Consider the following 20,446-nt stretch of genomic DNA (forward strand, 5'->3'; position numbering starts at 1 on the left):
AGACCTCTTTTTCCCAAAATAAACAATAAGAGAGATTTAATCAAAATTAATCTATGGGAAGGGAGAGGTTTTTAGTGTATGTGAGTTTGATACAAATATTATCAATCGCGAGTGTTAGTATGTCTAATGCTCAAGATAAAAGTAATTTTATAACGCTACAATTGAAAAAAGTTAGTTTTGAGGAACTGAAGGCGGAAATTGAGTCGCAGAGTGGGTATAGTTTTTTTTATACTCAAAATGTGATTGATAATGCTATGCTTTTTTCTTTAAATGTAGCTAATACTGATATAAATAGTGTATTAGATCAACTAGAGGCTGATTATAATCTAGTTTTTATTATTAAAGGAGACAAAATACTTGTAGATAAAGCTCCAGAATTATTTACAGTAAAAGGTCGAATTTTTTCTTCTGATACTTATACTCCTTTAGTTGGTGTAAATATTTTAATAAAAGATACCAAGAAAGGTATTGCAACAGATTCAAAAGGTGCATTCAAAATATCATTAGAGAAAAGTGATATTTTAGAAATTAGTCATATTGGATATAAAGCTCAACAATTAACTTTTGAGGAAGTTCAAAATAACTCTTTTATATATCTAGATAATCAGTTTGAAAATCTTGAAGAAATTCTTGTTATTGCGTATGGAAGGCAAACAAAAAGAGAGTTAACAGGTAGTGTCGAAAAATTGACTGCGGCGGAATTTAAGACCTTCAATACGACAAGTTTTGATCAGAAACTACAAGGTTTAATTTCTGGATTACAGGTGATGAATAGTAGTGGAAGTTCAGCAGCACCTGTAAAACTATTAATTAGAGGTTTGAGCTCAATTTCAGCAAGTAGTAACCCTCTGATAATATTAGATGGTGCCCCTTTATATAATAGTCCACTAGGCTTAGAAAGGTCCTTATATTCTGAACCTCAAAATCCATTATCTTTAATTAGTTCATATGACATTGAATCTATTGAGGTATTAAAAGATGCTGCTTCTACCTCTATATATGGTTCCAGAGCCTCAAATGGAATTATGATAATTACTACCAAATCAGGTTTATCGGGTAAACCAGGATTTGAGTTTACTTATAATACTGGAGTTTCAATGCCTGTTAGATCTGTAAAAAAGCTAGGTTTAGCAAATACAGAACAGTGGTTTAATATTATAGATGAAGCAAGGGAAAATACTAACTTATCGCCATTTTCACCTTCAATTAATACTAGTGTTTTTATTGACGATCCACTTGATGAATTATCAAGAGAAGAAGCTCTGTTAATCAATAATGATTGGTTTGATTATGTACTTGAAACAGGTAAAACTGATGAAATACAACTATCTTATAAACAAGCAACTGAAAAAAGTAATTTCTATGTGTCTGGTAATTATAGAAAAGAAAGTGGTATTTATAAACCAAATAGATTTAAAAGATTCTCGCTAAGAACTAATATTAGTTTATATCCTCATAAAAATTTAACACTTAGGTTAAGAAATGTATTTGTTAGTACTGTAAATAATAGATCAATTAATACAGTAGCGGGTATTTTTGATGATAATTTAAGAGGTGGTTTCTCCCAAGCTATTGTAGAAAGTCTACCTTGGTATCCTGTTTATAATGAAAATGCAGATTATTGGAATCCATTATCTGGTGCAAATATATTAGCTGCTGCAGATACTGAAAATTTTAATGATGAAGTAAAGCAATATAGAAATATCAATAGCATTTCATTTAGTTATAATTTCCCCTTTGTAAAAGGATTATCTTTTGACGGAATATTCTCAACTGATATATTACAAAATAATAGTGAATTTTGGGTGAGTGAAACTATTAGTAGGTCAGGAACTTTCGCAAGTGATCAAGCAGTAACCTCAAGTATTTTAAATTATAATTTCCTTACTAAGTATCACAAAGATTTTGGCAAACATAATTTTGAAATAACTACTGGTGTTGAGGCACAAAGAAATTCAGAAAAAACAAACTTTATTTTAGCTGAAAATATTAAAGGTAACAGCAAAGAAATAAGTGATAAGAATGCTTCAATTTATGTAAATTCAGGTATTACTGGTGAGAGATATTTAATGTCTTATCTTAATCGAATAAACTATTCTTTTAATAATAAGTATTATACAAGTGTTAGTTATAGGATAGATGGTTCGTCTGCATTTTTACCCGAAAATAGGTGGACGGATTTTGCCTCTGTATCGGCAGGATGGATTCTGTCAGAAGAAATTTTCTTCAACAGCACATTCATCAATTTACTAAAAATAAAAGCTAGTATTGGAGAAACCGGTAATCAAGATATATCTGACAACCTGTTTCAAACTACTTATTTAAATAGTAGAAGATATGGTGAAAGAGATTTAATTTCTGGAGCGACATCAATTGAAAATATTGGCGCCAAAGATTTGACATGGGAAAGAACAATAAACTATAATATTGGTTTTGAGTTTGGTTTTCTTGAAAACAAGTACATTGGAGAAATTACTTATTTTAATAAGAAGGTTAACAACTTATTACTTGAAGTTCCTCTCCCATATTCTTCTACACTAGATGGGGCAGATCCTGTTATTTGGGATAATGCAGGTAAATTGAATAATAAGGGTATTGAAGTGGATCTAGAAGGTTATATAATATATAATAACAATTTTAGATGGAAAGTTGGTTTTAACGCTACATATCTTAAAAATAAAGTATTAGAACTGCATTCTAGTGTGGATGCGAGTGGTCAAGGAGTAACATCAAGAAATGTTACTTTAACAAAACAGGGTGGAAGTATCGGATCATACTACTTGGCTAGATATGCTGGAATTGATCTTGATAAAGGAGTAGAAATGATTTATGAAATAGATCAAGATATCTATAACAATGAAGGGAGAACTGTACCTACTGGAAATCTAATCCCTGCTACTAGTTCAAATATTGTCGCAAATAGAATTTATAACAAATCAAAAACAGGAAATCCTGATTTTTTTGGAGGTGTATCTACTCAAATATATTTTAAGAGATTTACATTAGACATATTGTTAAGTTTTGTCGGAGGGTATTATATATTTGACTATCAATATCATAAGTCGCACTATCCATCTCAAGGTTACATTAATGTATTTTCTGATCTATATGAAAAATCATGGAGACCTAATGTTCAAAATGCTGAATACCCAGAGTTAAAGTGGGATTATAATTATGAGTGGGATTGGGATTCTGATAATGAGACTTGGATAAATACTACAGGAAACTATAATAATCTAAGTTATTTTACTGATAGATATCTACAAAAAGGTGATTTTATGAGGTTAAGGAATATTACCTTAAGTTATGATATACCTAGATCGATCCTAAACAAAATCAATTTTAACACATTAAACATTGCCGTTTCTGCACAAAATCTATTGACGTTTACTGGATATAAAGGCTTAGACCCAGAATCAACTATCATTAATGGAGATGCTCAGTTAAATAACTTGTCTCCTTCATATTTTAGACAAACACCTTTCCCCAATGCTAAATCTTTTAATTTGAGTATATCAGCAGCATTCTAATGAAGAAGATTCTTTACATATCACCATTTTATATTGTATTGACAATATGCTTATTAAGCTGTAATCAGGATAGTTTTTTTGCTTTAGAGAGCGAACCAGAAGCTGAGTGGGCAGATATAGAAGAATTCGAGGAGGCTGCTACAGGAACATATTGGGCTGCATTTGTAAGAAGTTCTTGGGATAATTTAATTGGTTGTCCTGCTTTGTTAAAAACGGTACAGTCAGATGTTGTTCAATTATTACCAGGAACAACCGGAGACATTCCTTTTAATGAAATGTATTTGAGAAGTTCTGATTTAGAAATATCTAAGACTTTGAGTCTGTTTAGATCTTCTTATAGGGTAATAAATATTGCCAATGCTGGTCTTCAATTTATTGCTGATAATGGTGGACAACCATTTGATAACCTTTCTTCAGCAGATGAAGAAAATAATTTAAGAAGAATTGAAGGAGAGCTTCATTTTATGAGGGGCTTTGCTTATTGGATGTTATCTACAGTATTTCTACCCATATATAATGGAGGGGAAAATGATGTAGAGTATTTGCCTCTAAAAATAACTTTTGATGAAACATTAGATGCTATAAAGTCACCTGAAATTGGAACTGTAGAAAATATCTATGCTCAATTAATTGATGACTTTACAATTGCTAAAGAACTATTACCAGAAAGGTTTGAGGCAACAAAACATCACGCATCATATGCTTATGGTAGAGCCAATAAGTTTGCAGCATCTGCTATGTTAGCCAAAGTTTATTTTATGATGGATAACTATGAGGCTGCTTTAACAGAACTCGATTTTGTGATTGACGAGAATGGAGGTGATTTTGATTTATCTGAAGATCCAATAGAAGCCTTTAACAGAGACGACAATACAAGAGGTAATGAAGTTATTTGGTATGCACTGTTTTACGACCCAGTTGCCAGAGCAAATGCATTTGAAGTAACAAGTATGACACTACAATCCTATAATGCAACAAATGGTGGAGATACTTGGCCAAATGGTTTTACACGTATAACATGGAATCAATTTGCTTTTAGTTACAGCATTTTATCTCAAATTGGTTGGATGGAAGATCCTTTAAATGGCAACTTCGAACTCACAGAAGAGGCTAAAATTGATAAGAGATTTCAGCAATTATATAGAAGGCTGAAAGGCTATAATGGTAATGAAAATGCAGACCCTAGTGAGTATGAAACAATTCATGGACAGATAACAGATCCAGTTGTTTGGTGTGACAAATACTTTAGGGGAAAAACTACAGGTTTGCTAACTAATGTGCCTGTTTTAAGATTGGCAGAAATGCATCTTACCAGAGCGTTATTAAGATATAGAACAGGAAATACAACAGGTGCAGTAAATGATTTAAACATTGTGAGGGAAAGAGCAGGACTAAATGCAGTCGCTGCTGCTGACCTCACAGAAGATATAATTCATATAGAAAGAATTAAAGAGCTTTCATTTGAAGGTGATCGACTCGACTACCTTCGCTCTGCGAAATTATCAATACCTGGTGGTGATCGTGGTGTTGCTCCCACCTCACCTGATGATCATGCCTTTGTTTGGAAAATTCCACAAAGGGAAATTGATCTGACATCCAGTTTATAGAAGATCTAGCCGTTTTCAATTGATAATTAGCGTTAATTTCTGAAAAGGCCCAACTTATAGTTGGGTCTTTTTTTTCTTTATACTATTATTATACGAATATAATTCAAATTACTTACCAATATATTGGCTTATTTAGTGAAGAAACTGAAATGGGAAATTTAGAGTATGAATTTATAAGTCTTTGTACTTATTGGTTTGGGAAGTAATTATAAGTATTACATACTGTTATAGTCAAAGGAATTAAATAATTTTAATTATCACTTCAGCTTTAAAAGCTTATGCAAGCGGATTATTTTTTACTAGATGTATTTACCAATAAAAAATTTGGAGGGAATCAATTAGCAGTTTTTGCTGAGGCTAATGAGATCCCTGAAAATAAATTACAGCTAATCGCAAAGGAACTTAATCTACCAGAGTCGGTATTTCTTTATCCCCCCGAAACTGAAACTGGAGATTATAAAATGAGAATCTTTACACCAGGTAAAGAGTTACCAACTGCTGGTCATCCTACTATAGGAACATCTCATTTACTTTTAAATGAACTTAAGAAAACTTGTAAGGAGGGAAACGTTTTAAAACTAGAACAGTTAGTAGGTGAGATTCCAGTAACGTTTGATAAGGAAGCTGGCAAATGTGTTCATATTACAATGAAACAACCAAATCCTGAGTTTGGAAGACTTATTCAAAAAAGAGAGTTAGTTGCTGAAATACTTTCAATTGATCTTTCCGATTTAATGCCAGGAAAACCCATTCAATGTATTTCTTGTGGTAATCCATTTGTGTTTGTACCAGTTAAATCATTAGCTGTGTTAGCTAACATAAAACCCAGAGTTGACTTATTACAACAATATGAGAATACCTTAGGCACATCTGCATTTTATGTTTTTACTAATGAGACTCAAAGCGAGGCAGATACAAGAGGAAGAATGTTTGCACCACTTTGGGGAATTACAGAAGACCCTGCAACTGGAAGTGCTTCTGGACCTTTAGGCTGTTATTTGGTAAGACATGGATTATGCAATGGTGAGAATATATTATGTGAGCAAGGCTTTGAAATGGGCAGACCAAGCAGTATTCGAGTTAGTATATCACATACAAACCACATAATAGATCAGGTTTTTGTTGGAGGTGAAGCTGTATTAGTTGGGAAAGGTACTTTATTTATTTAAAGAAAAAGCCCCATTTAAGGGGCTTAATATTTAGCGCATATCTTTTAAATATTTGTAAAGTTCACTATCTGTTGAGAGAATTACAGAAGTTTTTTCACTAAAGGTTTGCTTGAGCGTTTCCATAGATTTCATAAAACTATAAAGCTCTCTAGCTTGGTTAGATTTATCATAAGCACCAGCGTAAATGCTTGCGGCTTCTGCATCTGCTCTACCACGAATTTCTTCTGCTTGCCTAAAGGCTTCAGATTGAATACTCTTTAACTCTCGTTCCTTTTCACCATTTATACGTGAAGCCTCTCCTAAACCTTCTGATCTGAACTTTTCAGCAATTCTAAATCGCTCACTTTTCATCCTCTCATAAACCTGATTTCGAACTTCTTCCACATAATTGATTCTTTTAAAACGAAAATCAAGAATTTCTATACCTAAATCAGTTGTTTGCTTGTTGGCAGATGCCAGAATTAAATCTTGAATTCGCTGTCTACCTACTTCAATTCTGAGAAGAGAGTCTCCAAAAACTTCACTGAGTGTATCAAGTACAACAGGCTTTCTGTTTGAACTTCTTACAGCCTCTTCAATATTATTATTTGCTATAAAATTTCTGGTTTCACCATCTAGTATATCATCAAGACGCGATTGAGCGCCTCTTTCATTGGTAAGTCGTTTAAAAAACTGTAAAGGATCGGTAATTTGCCATCTGGCATAAGTATCTACAAAAATAAATTTTTTGTCCTTGGTTGGTACTTGATTTGGATCGCCATCCCATTCCATATACCTTTTTTCAAAGTAATTTATTTTATGGATAAAAGGCATCTTAAAGTTGATACCTGGGGTGGTAATTGCTTCGCCAACTGGCCGGCCAAATTGAGTAACAACTGCCTGTTGCTTTTCATCTATTATATATGTGCTTTGTGATATTATCAAAAGTAGTAATATCACGACTATGATAACTATCTTATTCATTGCTCTGAGAATTTGAGTTTTGAGAGTTTTTTAATCCCATTTGTAAAAGAGGAACTACATTGTTGCCTTCCTGATCTGTAATAACAATATTGCCTAAACGTGGTAGAATTTCAGACATAGTTTCCAAGTAGATCCGTCTTTTAGTTACTTCAGTAGCTTTTATATATTCGTTATATAATTCATTAAAGCGGGCAACTTCCCCTTTTGCTCGGTTAACTCTTTCGGTAGCATAACCTTCTGCTTTTTGAATAGTCTCTTCTGCTTGTCCACTAGCTCGTGGAATAACCTTATTGTATTCAGATTTTGCCTGATTTATAAGAGTCTCTTTTTCTTGTTGTGCTTCATTTACTGCGTTAAATGCGGCTTTTACTGGGTCTGGTGGGTTTACATCTTGAAGAACTACTTGTTCTATTTTTATCCCCATATTGTAATCATTACAAATATTTTGAATAAGTTCTTCTAGTTTTCCACCTATTTCTGTACGTCCAGTAGTAAGCACTTCATTTACTGTTCTATCTCCAACAACTTGTCTCATCGCTGCCTCAGAGATGTCGCGCATAGTAGTTTCTGGGTTTCTTACTTTAAATAAATAATTATAAGCATTATCAATTCTATATTGTACTACCCACTCTACATCGGCTAAGTTGAGATCACCAGTAAGCATAAGCGATTCATCTTTGGCTCCTTGTCTTGTATATTCAGAATTGACTCCAGCTGAAACAGTCCGGAATCCAAATTCCAGTTTTTGCTGCCTTTCAACGGGTACCTTATACACATCTTCAGTAAAAGGAATTTTTAAATTAAGTCCGGGTTCAACTGTACGAACATATTTGCCAAATCGGGTAATTACACCTACTTCTTCAGTTCCTACCTGAAAAATCATGCTCCACAGCGTAATGATAATTGCTAAAATGAGCGTGATGAGTCTTGTGCGTTGTAAAAAGGCTGTTATACCCGGAGGTAAGTTTAATTTGTAAATAAATTTTTCAAACATTTTGTATGTATTTAAGTTCTCATCTTCCTTCTGAGAAAAATACAATTTGTTTATTTCTTTTTTTAATAAAAGCGGATTTTTTTAGACGTAAGGTTCAAAAAGAAGGAATTATCGAAAGGTACAGGTACTTGGCTGATAGAAAAAATAAAAGCCTGCTTATTTTGCAGGCTTTCAATATTAAAGGCTAATTAAACTAGATATTTATTTGAACTTCACTGGATTTCAGTTTATCCTTTTTATCCAAGGCTTGAAGGATATGTCTTTGTTGATGCATTATTAAAAATTGTAGAATATCTCCTGTTTTTAATTTCAACATTTTAAAAAACTCAACGGGAATTTTCCTCTTATTTAAGTCGGTATTTTTAAGCTCATTTATTGCCTTAAATAAGCGTTGTTGCCAAGCTATAAAAACGAGCAAAGTGTTTTTGTTAACCAAAGCATCACTTGTATCCATATGTTTGACTGTTTTTTGAGGTTTGATATTTTCAGGAGACATCATCTGAGTAAACTTTGTTCCCAACCAACCAGATTGGAAGTTTTTGCCTGATTTTTCATTTTGATTAGTAACAATTTCAATGTGAGGAATGTAAAAAGCACAATATCGATTTAAATGTTCAATACATTCGAGAATGTTCCATTTTGAAGCTTCTGGTCTTGCTAATAGACTTTCATCACTAAGTTCTAAAAACTCATTTTTAACCGTATAGAGTTGCTCTTCAACCTGATCATTTAATATTTTGAGCAAGTCTTTTTGACTAATATTTGAGTAAACTTGAGTATAAGAATTTTTATTCATGATTTCTTTTTTCTCAAAATTAGCCTGCATGTTAGCACCTCACCTTGATTCAAATCAAGAATTGAGTTTACGGCTCAACGTTTCGGGAGTCATTCCCAGATAAGAAGCAATGTACTTAAATGGAATATTCTGAAATACATGAGGGCTCCTTTCTAATAATCTATTAATTCTTTCTTCTGGATTACCGTTTAGCATTTCGGCTTCTCGTTCAATTCTACCAATTAAAGCCTGTTCCAATAAAATTCGCCAGCATTTTTCCAGATCGTAATTTGCATTTAGCAGCTCAAAAAACTTCTCTCGACTTATTCTGGTGAGCGTAGTTTTTCTAAGTGCCTGTATACAAAAAGTAGAAGGCAGATTCTTAATAAATGAAGGGAAAGAACTGATCAACTCTCCGGGATGGCCGAAACCCACACAAATCTCTTTGGCCTCATCAGGATAAAAAATGCGTATTGAACCACTTTTAATAAAGTACAAATACGATTCTTTTTGCCCTTTTTTCACAAGAAATTCATATGAGTTAAGCTTCTTTTCTTGCTGCCAGTTTTCGTCAAGTTGTTGTATTAAATCTTCACTTAAAGGTGAGAGTGCATGCAGTAATCTGGCTGGAGAAAGTTCATCTTCCATAGGCTTTTAGCTCTTTTGCGCATCTGTGTCAATTGTACCTTTTATCACAGTTAAGTTAGGCAATTTTGTCTTCAATTGCTCAATTGCTTCATCACTCACAGATGTTTGCCAAAGATATAATTTTTTTAGTTTGCTTAGTTGTTCTAGATGCTTTAAGCCATTGTCTGTCACTTGTGTTCCATATAGATTTAAGTATTCTAAATACTGTAAATTTCCAAGGTGTTTAAGTCCATCATCAGTTATAGAATTCTTTTCAATTCTCAATCGCATTAAGTTTGGCAGTTGTGCAACTACTTCCAGTGCATCATCTGTAATTCCTGTTTCTGATAAATTGAGCCATAATACTTGCTCTTTAATCTGTAAAAGCTCATTTATCTCTAATTTTCCAGCATATCCTCTTACATCTACAAATGGCACATCTTCGGCAATTTGCGCTACATAAAAGCCTTTGTTACTTACTTGGTTAATAGTTTCATCAGATGCTTTGGCAACATTCGTCGCAGGCAAAACAGTAGCACCTTGCTCTGGCTCAACACCTACTTCAATGGCTATTAGTTTGCGTTGTTCTTCTGTTAGATCAACTTCCGAAATAAACTTTTCATTCTCAGCTCCATTTTCAATCCACCACTTAATAATTTCAACCTGATCTTCGCTTAGGGGAGTTTTACCTTCCGGAGGCATAAAGTCATCATCAGAATGGCTAAGGGTAATTCTGTGATACAATTCACTCTTAATTGGGTCACCAGAAACGATTGTATTTCCTTCTTTACCACCTTTCATCATACCATCAAAAGAAGTGAGTAATAAATCACCCTTCATTTTATCTTCGTTATGGCAGCTTGTACATCGCATTTTCATCATAGGCAAAATCACATCATTAAAAACCAGTGCAGAGTCTAAGTTTTTAATCTCTCTTCTCTCATACACTTCCTGAACTTCTATACCCGCGATCTTTTTAACAGGGTCTGGTAAATGTTGCGTGAGGTAAGTAGAACCATGTGTTAGGTTCCCCCCTAAATGCCCAGTAACTCCAATTAAAGCCATTGTGGTAACCAATATACCAAGGTAAGCTTTGGGAGGAAGTTCCAGTAAATTAGTTTTGATGAGATAGGCTGTTGCCGCAGCTATGGTGAGCAAAATTCCCATCCACTGGTGTAAGTTGAGCGTTTCCATATTGTAGCCTCCATCTGTAGAAAGCATAAAGCCAAACATACAAGCCACAAAAGCACTGATGGCTCCAAGTAAAAGTGTAAAAGGAATGGCATCTTGCAAAGCTTTATATTTAGGCTTTTTTGAAACCAACTCCATAATGCCAGCAAGCAACAAAAAGCCAATAGGTAGGTGCACTACCAAAGGATGAAATCGCCCGAAAAACAGAACAATATCTGTAAAAATGTATAATAGCATACTCTTAAATTAGAAATTTATACAAGCCAGAATCTAAGTTTCCTCAAACTTTTTCGAGTTTTACAGGATAGGTCTTGCCTGAATTCCATTGCGGAATATACAGATTTCCTTCATCATCCACACAGACATCATGCGGATTCATAAACCAAGTTCCTTCTGTTTTCAATTCATTTAGAGTACTTCCAGAATAGGAAGGAGAAATGCCGCCCGGAGCAGAAACTACTTTGTAATCTTTGTCCATAATGAGCACAAAGCCATCGTAATAATCCCACGATTTATTCACAATAACAGCAAAATATAAGTAATCTCCGGCTATAACAGGGCGGCAAATCCATGCGCCGGGGGTTTTGATTGTTTCGATGTATTTTCCATCAAGCGTGTATCTTTTAAACTCCTGCATTTGGCGAGATGTAACCAACAAACAAGGCTCTCCCGAACGAGAATCAACACAGACACCGTGAGCATTTTTAACCTGATCTTCTCCATCTCCTTTGCCTGCAAAATGCCTAATGTATTCACCTTTCGCATTGTATTGAATTACATAGTCGAGTCCGTAACCATCAGCGACATAAAAATCTCCGTTAGGTGCCACTGCAATTTCTGTTGGTTTGTACTGTCCCGGATAATCGTAAACACCAGTTTCACGAGGATAATCTAGTTTCATTAAAACCTTGCCATCCATCGTAGTTTTAAATATTTGATGCCTATCGGTATCGGTTATAAAAAGAAATTCTTCATCATTTTCATTGGCAAGCGTCAAACCATGTGCTCCGGGAAAAGCATCTCCCCAAGTTGAAAGTACCTTGCCAGATTTATCGTAAATCAATACATTGTTCTTAGTCTCATTTGTAAGGAGAATAAGCCTTCCCTTAGCATCCTGAACCATTTCATGGCAGTCTTTTACAGGGATTTTTGATGGGTCTTGTGTTCCCCATTCTTTATCAATTTTGTATTGCATATTGCCATGCCCCAAAATTTTACTATCACTTTTTCTATTCTTTAAAATGTTGAAAGAATAGCTTGGTGATGCTAATAAACCTGCTCCGACTACGGCAGCTCCTTTTAGTACTTTTCTTCTGTTTGTTAGTATTTTCATATTTTTAAATTCAGTATTTGAAATTTTGAATGTTAGGCAATTATGTCTTTTACTACTTCTCCGTGTACATCTGTTAATCGATACCTTCTCCCTTGATGCTTAAAGGTGAGTTTTTCATGATCTACCCCAAGTAGATGCATTAAGGTCGCTTGAAAGTCATGTACATGCACAGGGCTTTCTGCGATGTTGTAACCAAACTCATCTGTAGAGCCATAGACTAAGCCAGCTTTTGTGCCGCCTCCGGCCATCCAAGCAGTAAAACATCTAGGGTGATGATCGCGACCATAATTAGTTTTGGTAAGCTTGCCTTGAGAGTAATTCGTACGCCCAAATTCACCGCCCCAAATCACCAATGTATCGTCTAATAAACCTCTTTGCTTTAAGTCTTTTACCAGTGCAGCCGATGCCTGATCGGTACTTTTAGCCATGGCTTTAATGTCTTTTGGCAAATTACCATGCTGATCCCAACCTTGATGGTAGAGCTGAACAAACTTTACATCTTTCTCAATCAACCTTCTAGCAAGAAGGCAATTGGCCGCAAAAGAACCCGGTTTCCTCGAATCTTCTCCGTACATATCGTAGATGTAGTCAGGCTCATTGGAGATATCCATAGTTTCTGGAACAGATGTTTGCATATGGTAAGCCATTTCGTATTGGGCAATGCGAGAATCTATTTCTGGGTCAAGAATTTTTTGATATTGTAAAGTGTGCAATTCCCCCAAAGCATCTAACATTCTTCTGCGACTGGTTTTGCTCATACCAGCAGGATCGTTGAGATATAAAACTGGGTCTTTACCAGATCGAAATTGCACTCCTTGATGCAAAGATGGAAGAAAACCATTACCCCAAAGTCGAGAATACAGAGGCTGACCACCTTCTAAACCTCTTGAAAGTAGCACACAAAATGATGGCAAGTTTTCATTATCACTGCCCAAGCCGTAGCTAAGCCAAGAGCCAATACAAGGTCTGCCTGCTTGTTGCGAACCTGTTTGAAAAAAGGTAATTGCTGGGTCATGATTGATAGCTTCGGTATGCAATGAACGCACAAAGCAAAGATCATCCACCATTTCACTGGTGTAAGGCATTAGTTCACTCATCCACATACCATTGCTGCCTTGTTGCTTAAAAGAAAACTGAGCACCTGCCATTGGGAAAGATTTCTGAAAGGCTGTCATCCCTGTTAATCTTTGTTCGCCACGAACTGATCCCGGTAACTCTTCGCCATTTCGTTTTTGCAAGATAGGTTTGTAGTCGAATAAATCGAGTTGCGATGGTCCACCACTTTGGAAGAGATAAATCACTCGTTTTGCTTTTGGGGTGAAATGTGGTTTGCCTAAAATACCCCCACCAGACAAACCAGTGTTTGAGCCAGTATTTTCTGCAAAACCGCCTAATGGTTTTAATAATGATGCGAGTGCAGCACTACCAATCCCCAAACTGGTTTTAGACAGAAAATACCTGCGGTTCATTCTGGAAGCAACTTTCTTTTGCAGATTGTCTTGTTCAGATTTCATATTTATTGAGTTTCTTTAGCGCTTAAATACTGTTTCGTCGAAATTCATGAGCGTGCTTGCCACCATAGTAAGTGCTGCTAGCTCGTTAGTATCTAGTGATTTATCTCTTGCTTTTTCTCCAGTTGCCAGTAATTCATTGGCATTGCTTTCTCCGCTTTTAAAAGCTTCAAGTTCTGCTTCGTATAACCTGGCTAAAATGCTCATTTCATCAGAACCGGCTTTTCTGCCAGTAAGTAATCGAAAACCGAGTTGAATCTGGTTTTCAATTTTTTCATCACTTTCTTTCATCATTCTTTCGGCAATTATTCGGCTGGCTTCTACAAACTGAGGGTCGTTGAGTAACACCAAAGATTGCAGTGGAGTACTGGTTTTTTGCCTTTTTACGGTACAGAAATTCCTTTCGGCAGCATCAAAACTGATCATAGATGGGGGAGGAGTTGTTCGCTTCCAAATGGTGTACATACTTCTTCTGTACAATTTACTTCCATGATCGGGAATGTATACTGTGGCATTTCTTGTGGCTAATTGTTTCCATAAACCTGCCGGTTGATAAGGTTTTACTGATGGTCCTCCTATGGTGTCATTCAATAATCCACTTGCTTTTAAGGCATTGTCTCTTACCATTTCGGCAGACATTCTGTAAGCCGGTGCTCTAGCTAGTAAAAGGTTATCTGGATCTTTTTCTCTTAACTCTTTTGTGGTGAAAGATGATTGCTGATAAGTAGCCGACATCACCATCAATTTGAGCATAGCTTTTAAATCCCAGCCTGATTCTCTAAAAGTTACAGCCATCCAGTCGAGCAGTTCTGGGTATTTTGGCAAATCTCCCTGGTTGCCAAAATCGTCTGAGGTAGGCACCAAACCTTTGCCGAAAATCATTTGCCAGTAGCGGTTAATTAAAACTCTGGCAGGCAATGGGTTTTCTGGGTTAAAAGTCCATTTTACTAAACCTAATCTGTTTTTAGGCAGGTTTTCAGGATAATTTAATACATAAGAAGGCGTGCCGGGTTGCACTTCTGTAGTTGGAGAATCATAAGCACCACGATCGAGTATATACGTTTTTCTAGGTTTAGGCAGGTCGCGCATAATCATCACTTCCTGCTGATCGGTAGAAATTCTGGTTTGCTCTGCCCTTAATACTTTTAAATCTTTTAAGTTGTTTTGATATGATTTATCGAAATGTTGTAAGTAGTAAGCATACAGCTTGTCTTTATCTGATGTATTTAAGGTTTCTTTTGTAAGGATTGATTTTAAAGGGTCTTTTGTGTCTTCAACTCCAGTGAATAATTTTTCAATTTCTAATAAAGTAAGCTCTCTCGCAAATACATGGCATTCATCTGCAACTACATCAGACAGGGTTTCTTCGGCTTGTCTGCCAATGCTGAGGCTGCCCATTCCACCCCAATTTTCTTTTTTCTTTCCATAATGTAGAATGCTACTTTCAAGATTGTCTACCATCACTTTTGTAGGAAGTGTTTTGCCATTATGATAAAGCTTAAATCCTTCTGCTCTACCAGAACCATCCCATGTCATGGCGAGTTGGTACCACTCATTGGGTTTTAAAGAATCTGTGGTTTCTACTGCAATACTATTTGCCGGAAATGTATGATTGATGCTAGCTGTGAGTATACCGTTTTTCTTCAGCAATAAATCGAAACCGCGATTGCCATTCATCAAACCACCAGAGCGAGTGATAATTGGCCCATGTACACCTTCTTTTAAGATTTTAACCCATAAAGAAATTGAGAAAGGCTCATTCTTCTCAAAAAATCCAATTCTTCTTCCAAAATCAATGTGGCTGTCTCCTTTTAACTCTAGCCCTTTTCCAGATTTACCTTCGGTTTGAATGGGTAAATCTTCTATTGCACCGGCTAATTTTGCAGGTTCTTTTTTATCAGCTTTGTTTAGTAACATTCTGTTTTCTTCTCCCGATGTTTCATCAAAAGAATAAGATCCAATTTCGTCCTCCCACTTAATTTTATACATGTTTTGTTTGGCACTGGAAAGCCATTTTTCAAAACCATCTAGATAGCTAATTTTTGATGGATTGAGTTCTTGCTCAAGTGTGGCAATATGTGCTTTTATTGCTGCTAAAGAATCTTCTGCTTGTGGACTGTTCAGAATCAAGGTTGGACTGGCTTCTCCAGTATAAGGAATTTGCCCACTCTCATTCACACTATTAAAAAAGCCGAAAAGTTTGAAGTACTCTTCCTGAGAAACTGGATCGTATTTATGGTCGTGGCAGCGGGCACATTCAATGGTTAAACCTAAAAATGCTTTGCCGAAAGTCTGGGTTCTATCTGCAACATATTCTACCCGATATTCTTCAGAAACGATTCCACCTTCTTGACTTTGCATGTGGTTCCTGTTAAAGCCCGTAGCCAGCAATTGCTCTTTATTCGGGTTCGGTAGTAAATCTCCTGCCAGTTGCCAAGTGATAAAAGTATCCATTGGCAGATTTTGATTGAACTTTTCAATAACCCAATCTCGCCAAGGCCACATATTCCGCATACCATCATCTTGATAACCATGAGAATCTGCATATCGGGCAATATCGAGCCATTCTGTAGCTAATCTTTCTCCATAGTGGGGAGATGCGAGAAAGTGATCTACCATTTTCTCATAAGCATTGTCAGATTTATCTTCTAAAAAAGAATCGATTTCTTCTAATGTTGGGGGCAATCCGGTAAGGTCAAAAGCGACTCTGCGGATGAGTGTTTCTTTACTGGCTTTTGGTGCATGAGCAATGTTTTCTTTTTCGAGATTTGCGAGAATAAAATTGTCGATCTCGTTTTGTGCCCATTCTTTTTCTTGTACCTCAGGTAGTTTGTCCTTTTCTGGTGGAATAAAAGACCAGTGCGGTTTGTACTCTGCACCTTGTTCGATCCAGCGGGTAATTAATGCCTTTTCGTATTCGTCTAGTTTCAAATTAGATTCTGGTGGAGGCATCATCAATTCAGCATCATCCGTAAAAATTCTATTAAAAACTTCACTCTTATGTGGCTTTCCTTTTACGATGGCATAGTGATCTTTATCATCTCCCATTGCCATCCTGGCTCCTTCTTCGGTATCTAATCTCAGATCTGCTTTTCGAGAGTTTTTATCTGGTCCGTGGCAGGCAAAGCATCGATCAGATAAGAGTGGTTTTACGTGGAGGTTATAATCTATTTTTTCAGGTAGGCGGCTGGTAATTTCAGGAGAGAACTCAACCTCACCTTTTTGGCAACTTTCAGAAATAATTGCCAACAATATCATTCCAATATATAAAATACTACTTCCCCAAATTAGACTCCTTTGAGGGAAAAAGCCTTTCATTTTCATTACTTAGTTATGTTAGTTAATGTACGTATCTACTAAAGTTAATGAAAAAAATCCGTCATTTGCACGCTGTTATGCTTGAAGCTGTTTTTTTAACTTGCTAGTATGGATTTATGCCTGTTTATTAAGTAATTCAGGATAGTACCCGATACCTTTTAGTAGAGCAAATTGTAAATTGCCAGATCATTAAAATATAAGCTAATGAGAAAGATACTGTCTGTAATTCTGGTTTTAGCTTGGGGTTTAAGTGCCTGCGCGCAGCAGCAGGATATAAAACTGATTGTTCGTGGTGATGATATGGGCTTTTCGCATGCAGCTAATCACGCAATTGTAGATTGCTGGAAAAATGGAATAATGACTACGGTTGAAATTATGGTAGCAGTACCTTGGTTTCCAGAAGCAGTAAAACTTTGCAACGAAAATCCAGATTTAGATGTGGGGATACATATTGCTTTAACTAGTGAATGGTCTAATGTAAAATGGAGACCACTAACAGGAAAATCTTCTATTACAGATGAAGATGGCTATTTTTTCCCGATGATCTGGCCTAACAAAAATTATGGTGAAGATCAGGCGATAAAAGGTACAGATTGGAAAATTGAAGATATTGAAAAGGAATTGCGCGCTCAAATTGAGACTGCTATGCGACACATTCCAAGAATCTCTCATTTTACTGCACACATGGGTTGTACCGGTATGGATGAAGAGGTAAAGGCTTTAAGTAAAAAACTTGCTGATGAATATGGTATAGCTATCTTTCCTGAGGATATGGGCGTAAAGCGTGCGAGTTACCAAGGCGAAAAAGCTACGGCTGAGCAAAAAATTGAGAGTTTTATTGCCATGTTGAATGGTCTGGAAGCGGGAAATACTTACTTGTTTGTAGACCATCCGGGATATGATGTGGAAGAATTAAGAGGTGTGAACCACATTGGTTATAACGATGTAGCAACCGATAGGGCAGGAGTAACCACCTGCTGGACGAGCGAGCAGGTGAAAAAAGTTATTGCAGAAAAAGGCATCAAACTAATTAGTTACGCCGACCTGAAAAAAGAAGTGAAGTAGTTTTACTCCTCCACTTTATCAATCGGCATGTTTTCGGTGAGTGCCCATTCTGTCCATGAGCCATCGTAAACGGCTGTTTTATTTTCGTTTACCAATTCGCTAGCCAATAGAATAATGCAAGCTGTTAAACCCGAACCGCATGAAAAAACCAGTGGGCGCTCATCTAGATTTAAGTCTTTAAATATGTTTTTTAATTCTTCTACAGGTTTATATTTCCCATTGTCGAGAACTTTGCTAAAAGGCAAATTACAAGAGTTAGGAATGTGGCCGCTAGACAAACCTTTTCTAGGTTCTGGTGATGTTCCGATAAATCTGCCTTCTGAGCGGGCATCGATTACGATACTACTTTTATCATCGATATTGCTTAATACAAACCCAGTATCTTTTACCATTTCAGGATAGAAGCTTGCTTTAAAATCTCCTGCTTCAAAAGTCTTCTCAGTGATGGTTTCAGTTTCATAACCGGCTTCAATCCATGCAGGCAAACCACCATCTAATACAGCTACATTTTTGTGCCCCATTATTTTAAACATCCACCAAACTCTCGGGCTAGAATAAACACCAAGATTGTCGTACACCACAATTTTGCTATTTGCATTGATTCCCAGTTTTTGACAAGCTGCTTCAAAATCTTGCGGTTGTGGTAATGTATTAGGAAAAGCACTTTTAGGGGCGCTAAAATCATTTTTTAAATCAAACAAACGAGCACTTTTAATATGAATATTCGCTAAGTCAGTGGTTATTCCTGCCTTATTGTCTTTCATACTTGCATCAAGAATAATCAAATCCGAATCGTTAATGATGCTCTGTAAATACTGTGGATCAACTAAAGGTGTCTTCATTTTTGGTTTGTTATTTAGTGGGGTTTAAAAAATGACACTTGAAAAATAGTATTAAAAATTCTTTATTACAATTTAAGTGTGATGAAGGGCGGAGACTAATCATTTTTTTCGTTAAGGCAAGTATTTCGATTTATTGAAAGATGAAACACATCTGTAAATTTTATGTTGATCAGTAAGGTCTTCTACAGTTATTCCTGCAATTTGTCTTAGATAATAGTTGGCAGTTTCATAAACATCTTTATTTCTCACCAAACTTTTATTGCCATGAGCTCTTATCATCTTTTTTTGAGCAGCAGTTACAAGATGTTGGCTGTTTAACCAAAGTTCTATTTTACTTTCTCTTTTGCTTGACCACTGGTAAAATTCCATAGCATGTTTATTTGCATTGGAAAATTTTTCAAGATTGAACGAACAAAAATCATCTAAGCCATCAACAAAATGAAAAGGGCGAAATATTATAGTACCTTGCTCTCCTAGAAATATATCGTAGTGACATCCCCGTTTATTAGTCTTATAAGCTGAACAAAAATCCAGTTCTTCTATCAGAATAAGATCAGATATAAAATCGTTTCGGAGATCATCATTTATTGATGGATAAGTTTTCTCTACTGCCACACCTCGAACTTGTAGTATTTTAGGCTTCATCAGAATTAAGGTTATTTACAAAAAGCTTTTAAATTCTGATTTTTAACGTCATTTCTCCTCTTTCATTAAGACGAACTTCAATCCTTCAATTTCTTTCTAGATTCTCGAATGTCTTCTTCTGGTGGCAAGTCTTCTGGGCGAATGTTGTTTTCGTTTAAAGTGTTTCTGATGCTTCGGTTTGCTTGCTGATGCTCTTCTGTAATTTCATCTTGGCTCTGCAAGTCTTTTTGGTTGATGTTTGCTTCTGTAATGAGGTTAGAAAAGTTCTTGGCTGCTAAAGTGATTTTAGGTAAAAAATCTTCAACTTCTCTCCCCTCAGGAATATTCATTTTCTCCCTCAACTCAGCATTCGACATATTAAACAATTCGGAGTCACCCGCTTCAGCAATTTCACGGAAACCCTGTTCATCAATCCCCCGCTGAAAAATAGCATTTTGCAAAGTGCCTTTGCTCTCTTCCAGTTCTTTTAGGGCTGTAATTCTTTCTGTAATTTTAATTCGCTCTTCTAGTAATTCGTGTTTGCGCGTTTGCAAAGCAAAATAACTTTGGGCGAAAGCAATCTCTTCTTTTCTAGGGTCTCCGTTTTGTGCAACAAGATAACAGGCATACCTACTCAACAGGTAATCTTTGATAATTCGCTCTCCACCGCGAGGCATTTGTGATGTTTTGTCTACGCCGACAAAATGTGCTGTAACACTCTCAGCGCTGTTTTTACAAGCTTCTTCAGCTTTTTTAATGGTGCCTTCAAACTTTCGCCACTCCTTATAGCCCAGTAGTTTTTGTAGTTCTCTGGCAGACCAGCATTCTACCCCTTCCACTTCTGTAGCTTCTTTTTCAAAGGCTTCTCTCAGCTCCTGTATCTTGAATTTATTCATA

At 36.0% G+C, this 20,446-nt stretch carries 15 protein-coding genes; 4 read left to right on the forward strand and 11 right to left on the reverse strand.

The genetic code is table 11. The features are described from left to right. The first annotated feature begins 53 nt into the window (after positions 1–53). From OQ292_RS36305 to OQ292_RS36315, 3 genes are all read left to right on the forward strand, one after another. Positions 54–3,530, forward strand: a complete 3,477-nt coding sequence (locus tag OQ292_RS36305) for a SusC/RagA family TonB-linked outer membrane protein (RefSeq protein WP_284689051.1) — start codon at positions 54–56, stop codon at positions 3,528–3,530. Beyond that, positions 3,530–5,137: a RagB/SusD family nutrient uptake outer membrane protein gene (locus OQ292_RS36310; RefSeq protein WP_284689052.1), complete on the forward strand. Its 1,608-nt coding sequence runs from the start codon at positions 3,530–3,532 to the stop codon at positions 5,135–5,137. Before OQ292_RS36305 ends, OQ292_RS36310 begins: the two co-directional genes overlap by 1 nt. Before the next feature lie 278 nt (positions 5,138–5,415). Next, positions 5,416–6,306, forward strand: a complete 891-nt coding sequence (locus OQ292_RS36315; protein ID WP_284689053.1) for a PhzF family phenazine biosynthesis protein — start codon at positions 5,416–5,418, stop codon at positions 6,304–6,306. Positions 6,307–6,336: 30 nt separating this feature from the next. On the opposite strand, the gene hflC is transcribed toward OQ292_RS36315, so the two are convergent. From hflC to OQ292_RS36355, 8 genes are all read right to left on the reverse strand, one after another. Continuing rightward, positions 6,337–7,269, reverse strand: a complete 933-nt coding sequence (gene hflC, locus OQ292_RS36320) for a protease modulator HflC (RefSeq protein ID WP_284689054.1) — start codon at positions 7,267–7,269, stop codon at positions 6,337–6,339. Beyond that, positions 7,262–8,263, reverse strand: a complete 1,002-nt coding sequence (gene hflK / locus OQ292_RS36325; RefSeq protein ID WP_284689055.1) for an FtsH protease activity modulator HflK — start codon at positions 8,261–8,263, stop codon at positions 7,262–7,264. The genes hflC and hflK overlap by 8 nt, the downstream gene beginning before the upstream one ends. Positions 8,264–8,456: 193 nt before the next feature. Continuing rightward, the gene (locus OQ292_RS36330; RefSeq protein ID WP_284689056.1) at positions 8,457–9,089 is read right to left on the reverse strand and encodes a DinB family protein; all 633 of its coding nucleotides are present in this window, start codon (positions 9,087–9,089) and stop codon (positions 8,457–8,459) included. 24 nt (positions 9,090–9,113) lie between these two features. Beyond that, positions 9,114–9,686, reverse strand: coding sequence for a Crp/Fnr family transcriptional regulator (locus OQ292_RS36335; RefSeq protein WP_284689057.1), 573 nt, complete (start codon positions 9,684–9,686; stop codon positions 9,114–9,116). A gap of 6 nt (positions 9,687–9,692) precedes the next feature. Further along, positions 9,693–11,093: a c-type cytochrome domain-containing protein gene (locus tag OQ292_RS36340; RefSeq protein WP_284689058.1), complete on the reverse strand. Its 1,401-nt coding sequence runs from the start codon at positions 11,091–11,093 to the stop codon at positions 9,693–9,695. 43 nt (positions 11,094–11,136) lie between these two features. After that, a complete protein-coding gene (locus tag OQ292_RS36345) occupies positions 11,137–12,189 on the reverse strand; it encodes an NHL repeat-containing protein (protein WP_284689059.1) in 1,053 nt (350 codons plus the stop codon). Positions 12,190–12,221: 32 nt separating this feature from the next. Beyond that, a complete protein-coding gene (locus OQ292_RS36350; protein ID WP_284689060.1) occupies positions 12,222–13,703 on the reverse strand; it encodes a DUF1501 domain-containing protein in 1,482 nt (493 codons plus the stop codon). A 15-nt stretch (positions 13,704–13,718) separates the two neighbouring features. After that, positions 13,719–17,024, reverse strand: coding sequence for a DUF1553 domain-containing protein (locus tag OQ292_RS36355; RefSeq protein WP_284689061.1), 3,306 nt, complete (start codon positions 17,022–17,024; stop codon positions 13,719–13,721). Between the two features lie 198 nt (positions 17,025–17,222). On the opposite strand from OQ292_RS36355, the gene OQ292_RS36360 reads away from it, so the two are divergent. Then, positions 17,223–18,083, forward strand: coding sequence for a ChbG/HpnK family deacetylase (locus OQ292_RS36360; protein ID WP_284689062.1), 861 nt, complete (start codon positions 17,223–17,225; stop codon positions 18,081–18,083). Between the two features lie 2 nt (positions 18,084–18,085). Here OQ292_RS36360 and OQ292_RS36365 read toward each other — a convergent pair whose 3' ends face one another. The 3 genes from OQ292_RS36365 to dinD form a co-directional block, all read right to left on the reverse strand. Next, positions 18,086–18,925, reverse strand: a complete 840-nt coding sequence (locus OQ292_RS36365) for a sulfurtransferase (RefSeq protein ID WP_284689063.1) — start codon at positions 18,923–18,925, stop codon at positions 18,086–18,088. Positions 18,926–19,036: 111 nt separating this feature from the next. Then, on the reverse strand, positions 19,037–19,570 hold the full coding sequence (locus tag OQ292_RS36370) for a hypothetical protein (protein ID WP_284689064.1): 534 nt from the start codon (positions 19,568–19,570) through the stop codon (positions 19,037–19,039). Between the two features lie 77 nt (positions 19,571–19,647). After that, positions 19,648–20,445, reverse strand: coding sequence for a DNA damage-inducible protein D (gene dinD / locus OQ292_RS36375; protein WP_284689065.1), 798 nt, complete (start codon positions 20,443–20,445; stop codon positions 19,648–19,650). Position 20,446: the final 1 nt, after the last annotated feature.

It is taken from the genome of Chondrinema litorale (assembly GCF_026250525.1).
GTDB classification, from domain to species: Bacteria; Bacteroidota; Bacteroidia; order Cytophagales; family Flammeovirgaceae; genus Chondrinema; species Chondrinema litorale.

What these genes read in the sequence shown, in the direction of transcription:
- OQ292_RS36305 (WP_284689051.1), top strand. Translation starts at nt 54, where the DNA reads ATGGGAAGGGAGAGGTTTTTAGTGTATGTGAGTTTGATACAAATATTA.
- OQ292_RS36310 (WP_284689052.1), top strand. Translation starts at nt 3,530, where the DNA reads ATGAAGAAGATTCTTTACATATCACCATTTTATATTGTATTGACAATA.
- OQ292_RS36315 (WP_284689053.1), top strand. Translation starts at nt 5,416, where the DNA reads ATGCAAGCGGATTATTTTTTACTAGATGTATTTACCAATAAAAAATTT.
- hflC (WP_284689054.1), bottom strand. Translation starts at nt 7,269, where the DNA reads ATGAATAAGATAGTTATCATAGTCGTGATATTACTACTTTTGATAATA.
- hflK (WP_284689055.1), bottom strand. Translation starts at nt 8,263, where the DNA reads ATGTTTGAAAAATTTATTTACAAATTAAACTTACCTCCGGGTATAACA.
- OQ292_RS36330 (WP_284689056.1), bottom strand. Translation starts at nt 9,089, where the DNA reads ATGCAGGCTAATTTTGAGAAAAAAGAAATCATGAATAAAAATTCTTAT.
- OQ292_RS36335 (WP_284689057.1), bottom strand. Translation starts at nt 9,686, where the DNA reads ATGGAAGATGAACTTTCTCCAGCCAGATTACTGCATGCACTCTCACCT.
- OQ292_RS36340 (WP_284689058.1), bottom strand. Translation starts at nt 11,093, where the DNA reads ATGCTATTATACATTTTTACAGATATTGTTCTGTTTTTCGGGCGATTT.
- OQ292_RS36345 (WP_284689059.1), bottom strand. Translation starts at nt 12,189, where the DNA reads ATGAAAATACTAACAAACAGAAGAAAAGTACTAAAAGGAGCTGCCGTA.
- OQ292_RS36350 (WP_284689060.1), bottom strand. Translation starts at nt 13,703, where the DNA reads ATGAAATCTGAACAAGACAATCTGCAAAAGAAAGTTGCTTCCAGAATG.
- OQ292_RS36355 (WP_284689061.1), bottom strand. Translation starts at nt 17,024, where the DNA reads ATGAAAATGAAAGGCTTTTTCCCTCAAAGGAGTCTAATTTGGGGAAGT.
- OQ292_RS36360 (WP_284689062.1), top strand. Translation starts at nt 17,223, where the DNA reads ATGAGAAAGATACTGTCTGTAATTCTGGTTTTAGCTTGGGGTTTAAGT.
- OQ292_RS36365 (WP_284689063.1), bottom strand. Translation starts at nt 18,925, where the DNA reads ATGAAGACACCTTTAGTTGATCCACAGTATTTACAGAGCATCATTAAC.
- OQ292_RS36370 (WP_284689064.1), bottom strand. Translation starts at nt 19,570, where the DNA reads ATGAAGCCTAAAATACTACAAGTTCGAGGTGTGGCAGTAGAGAAAACT.
- dinD (WP_284689065.1), bottom strand. Translation starts at nt 20,445, where the DNA reads ATGAATAAATTCAAGATACAGGAGCTGAGAGAAGCCTTTGAAAAAGAA.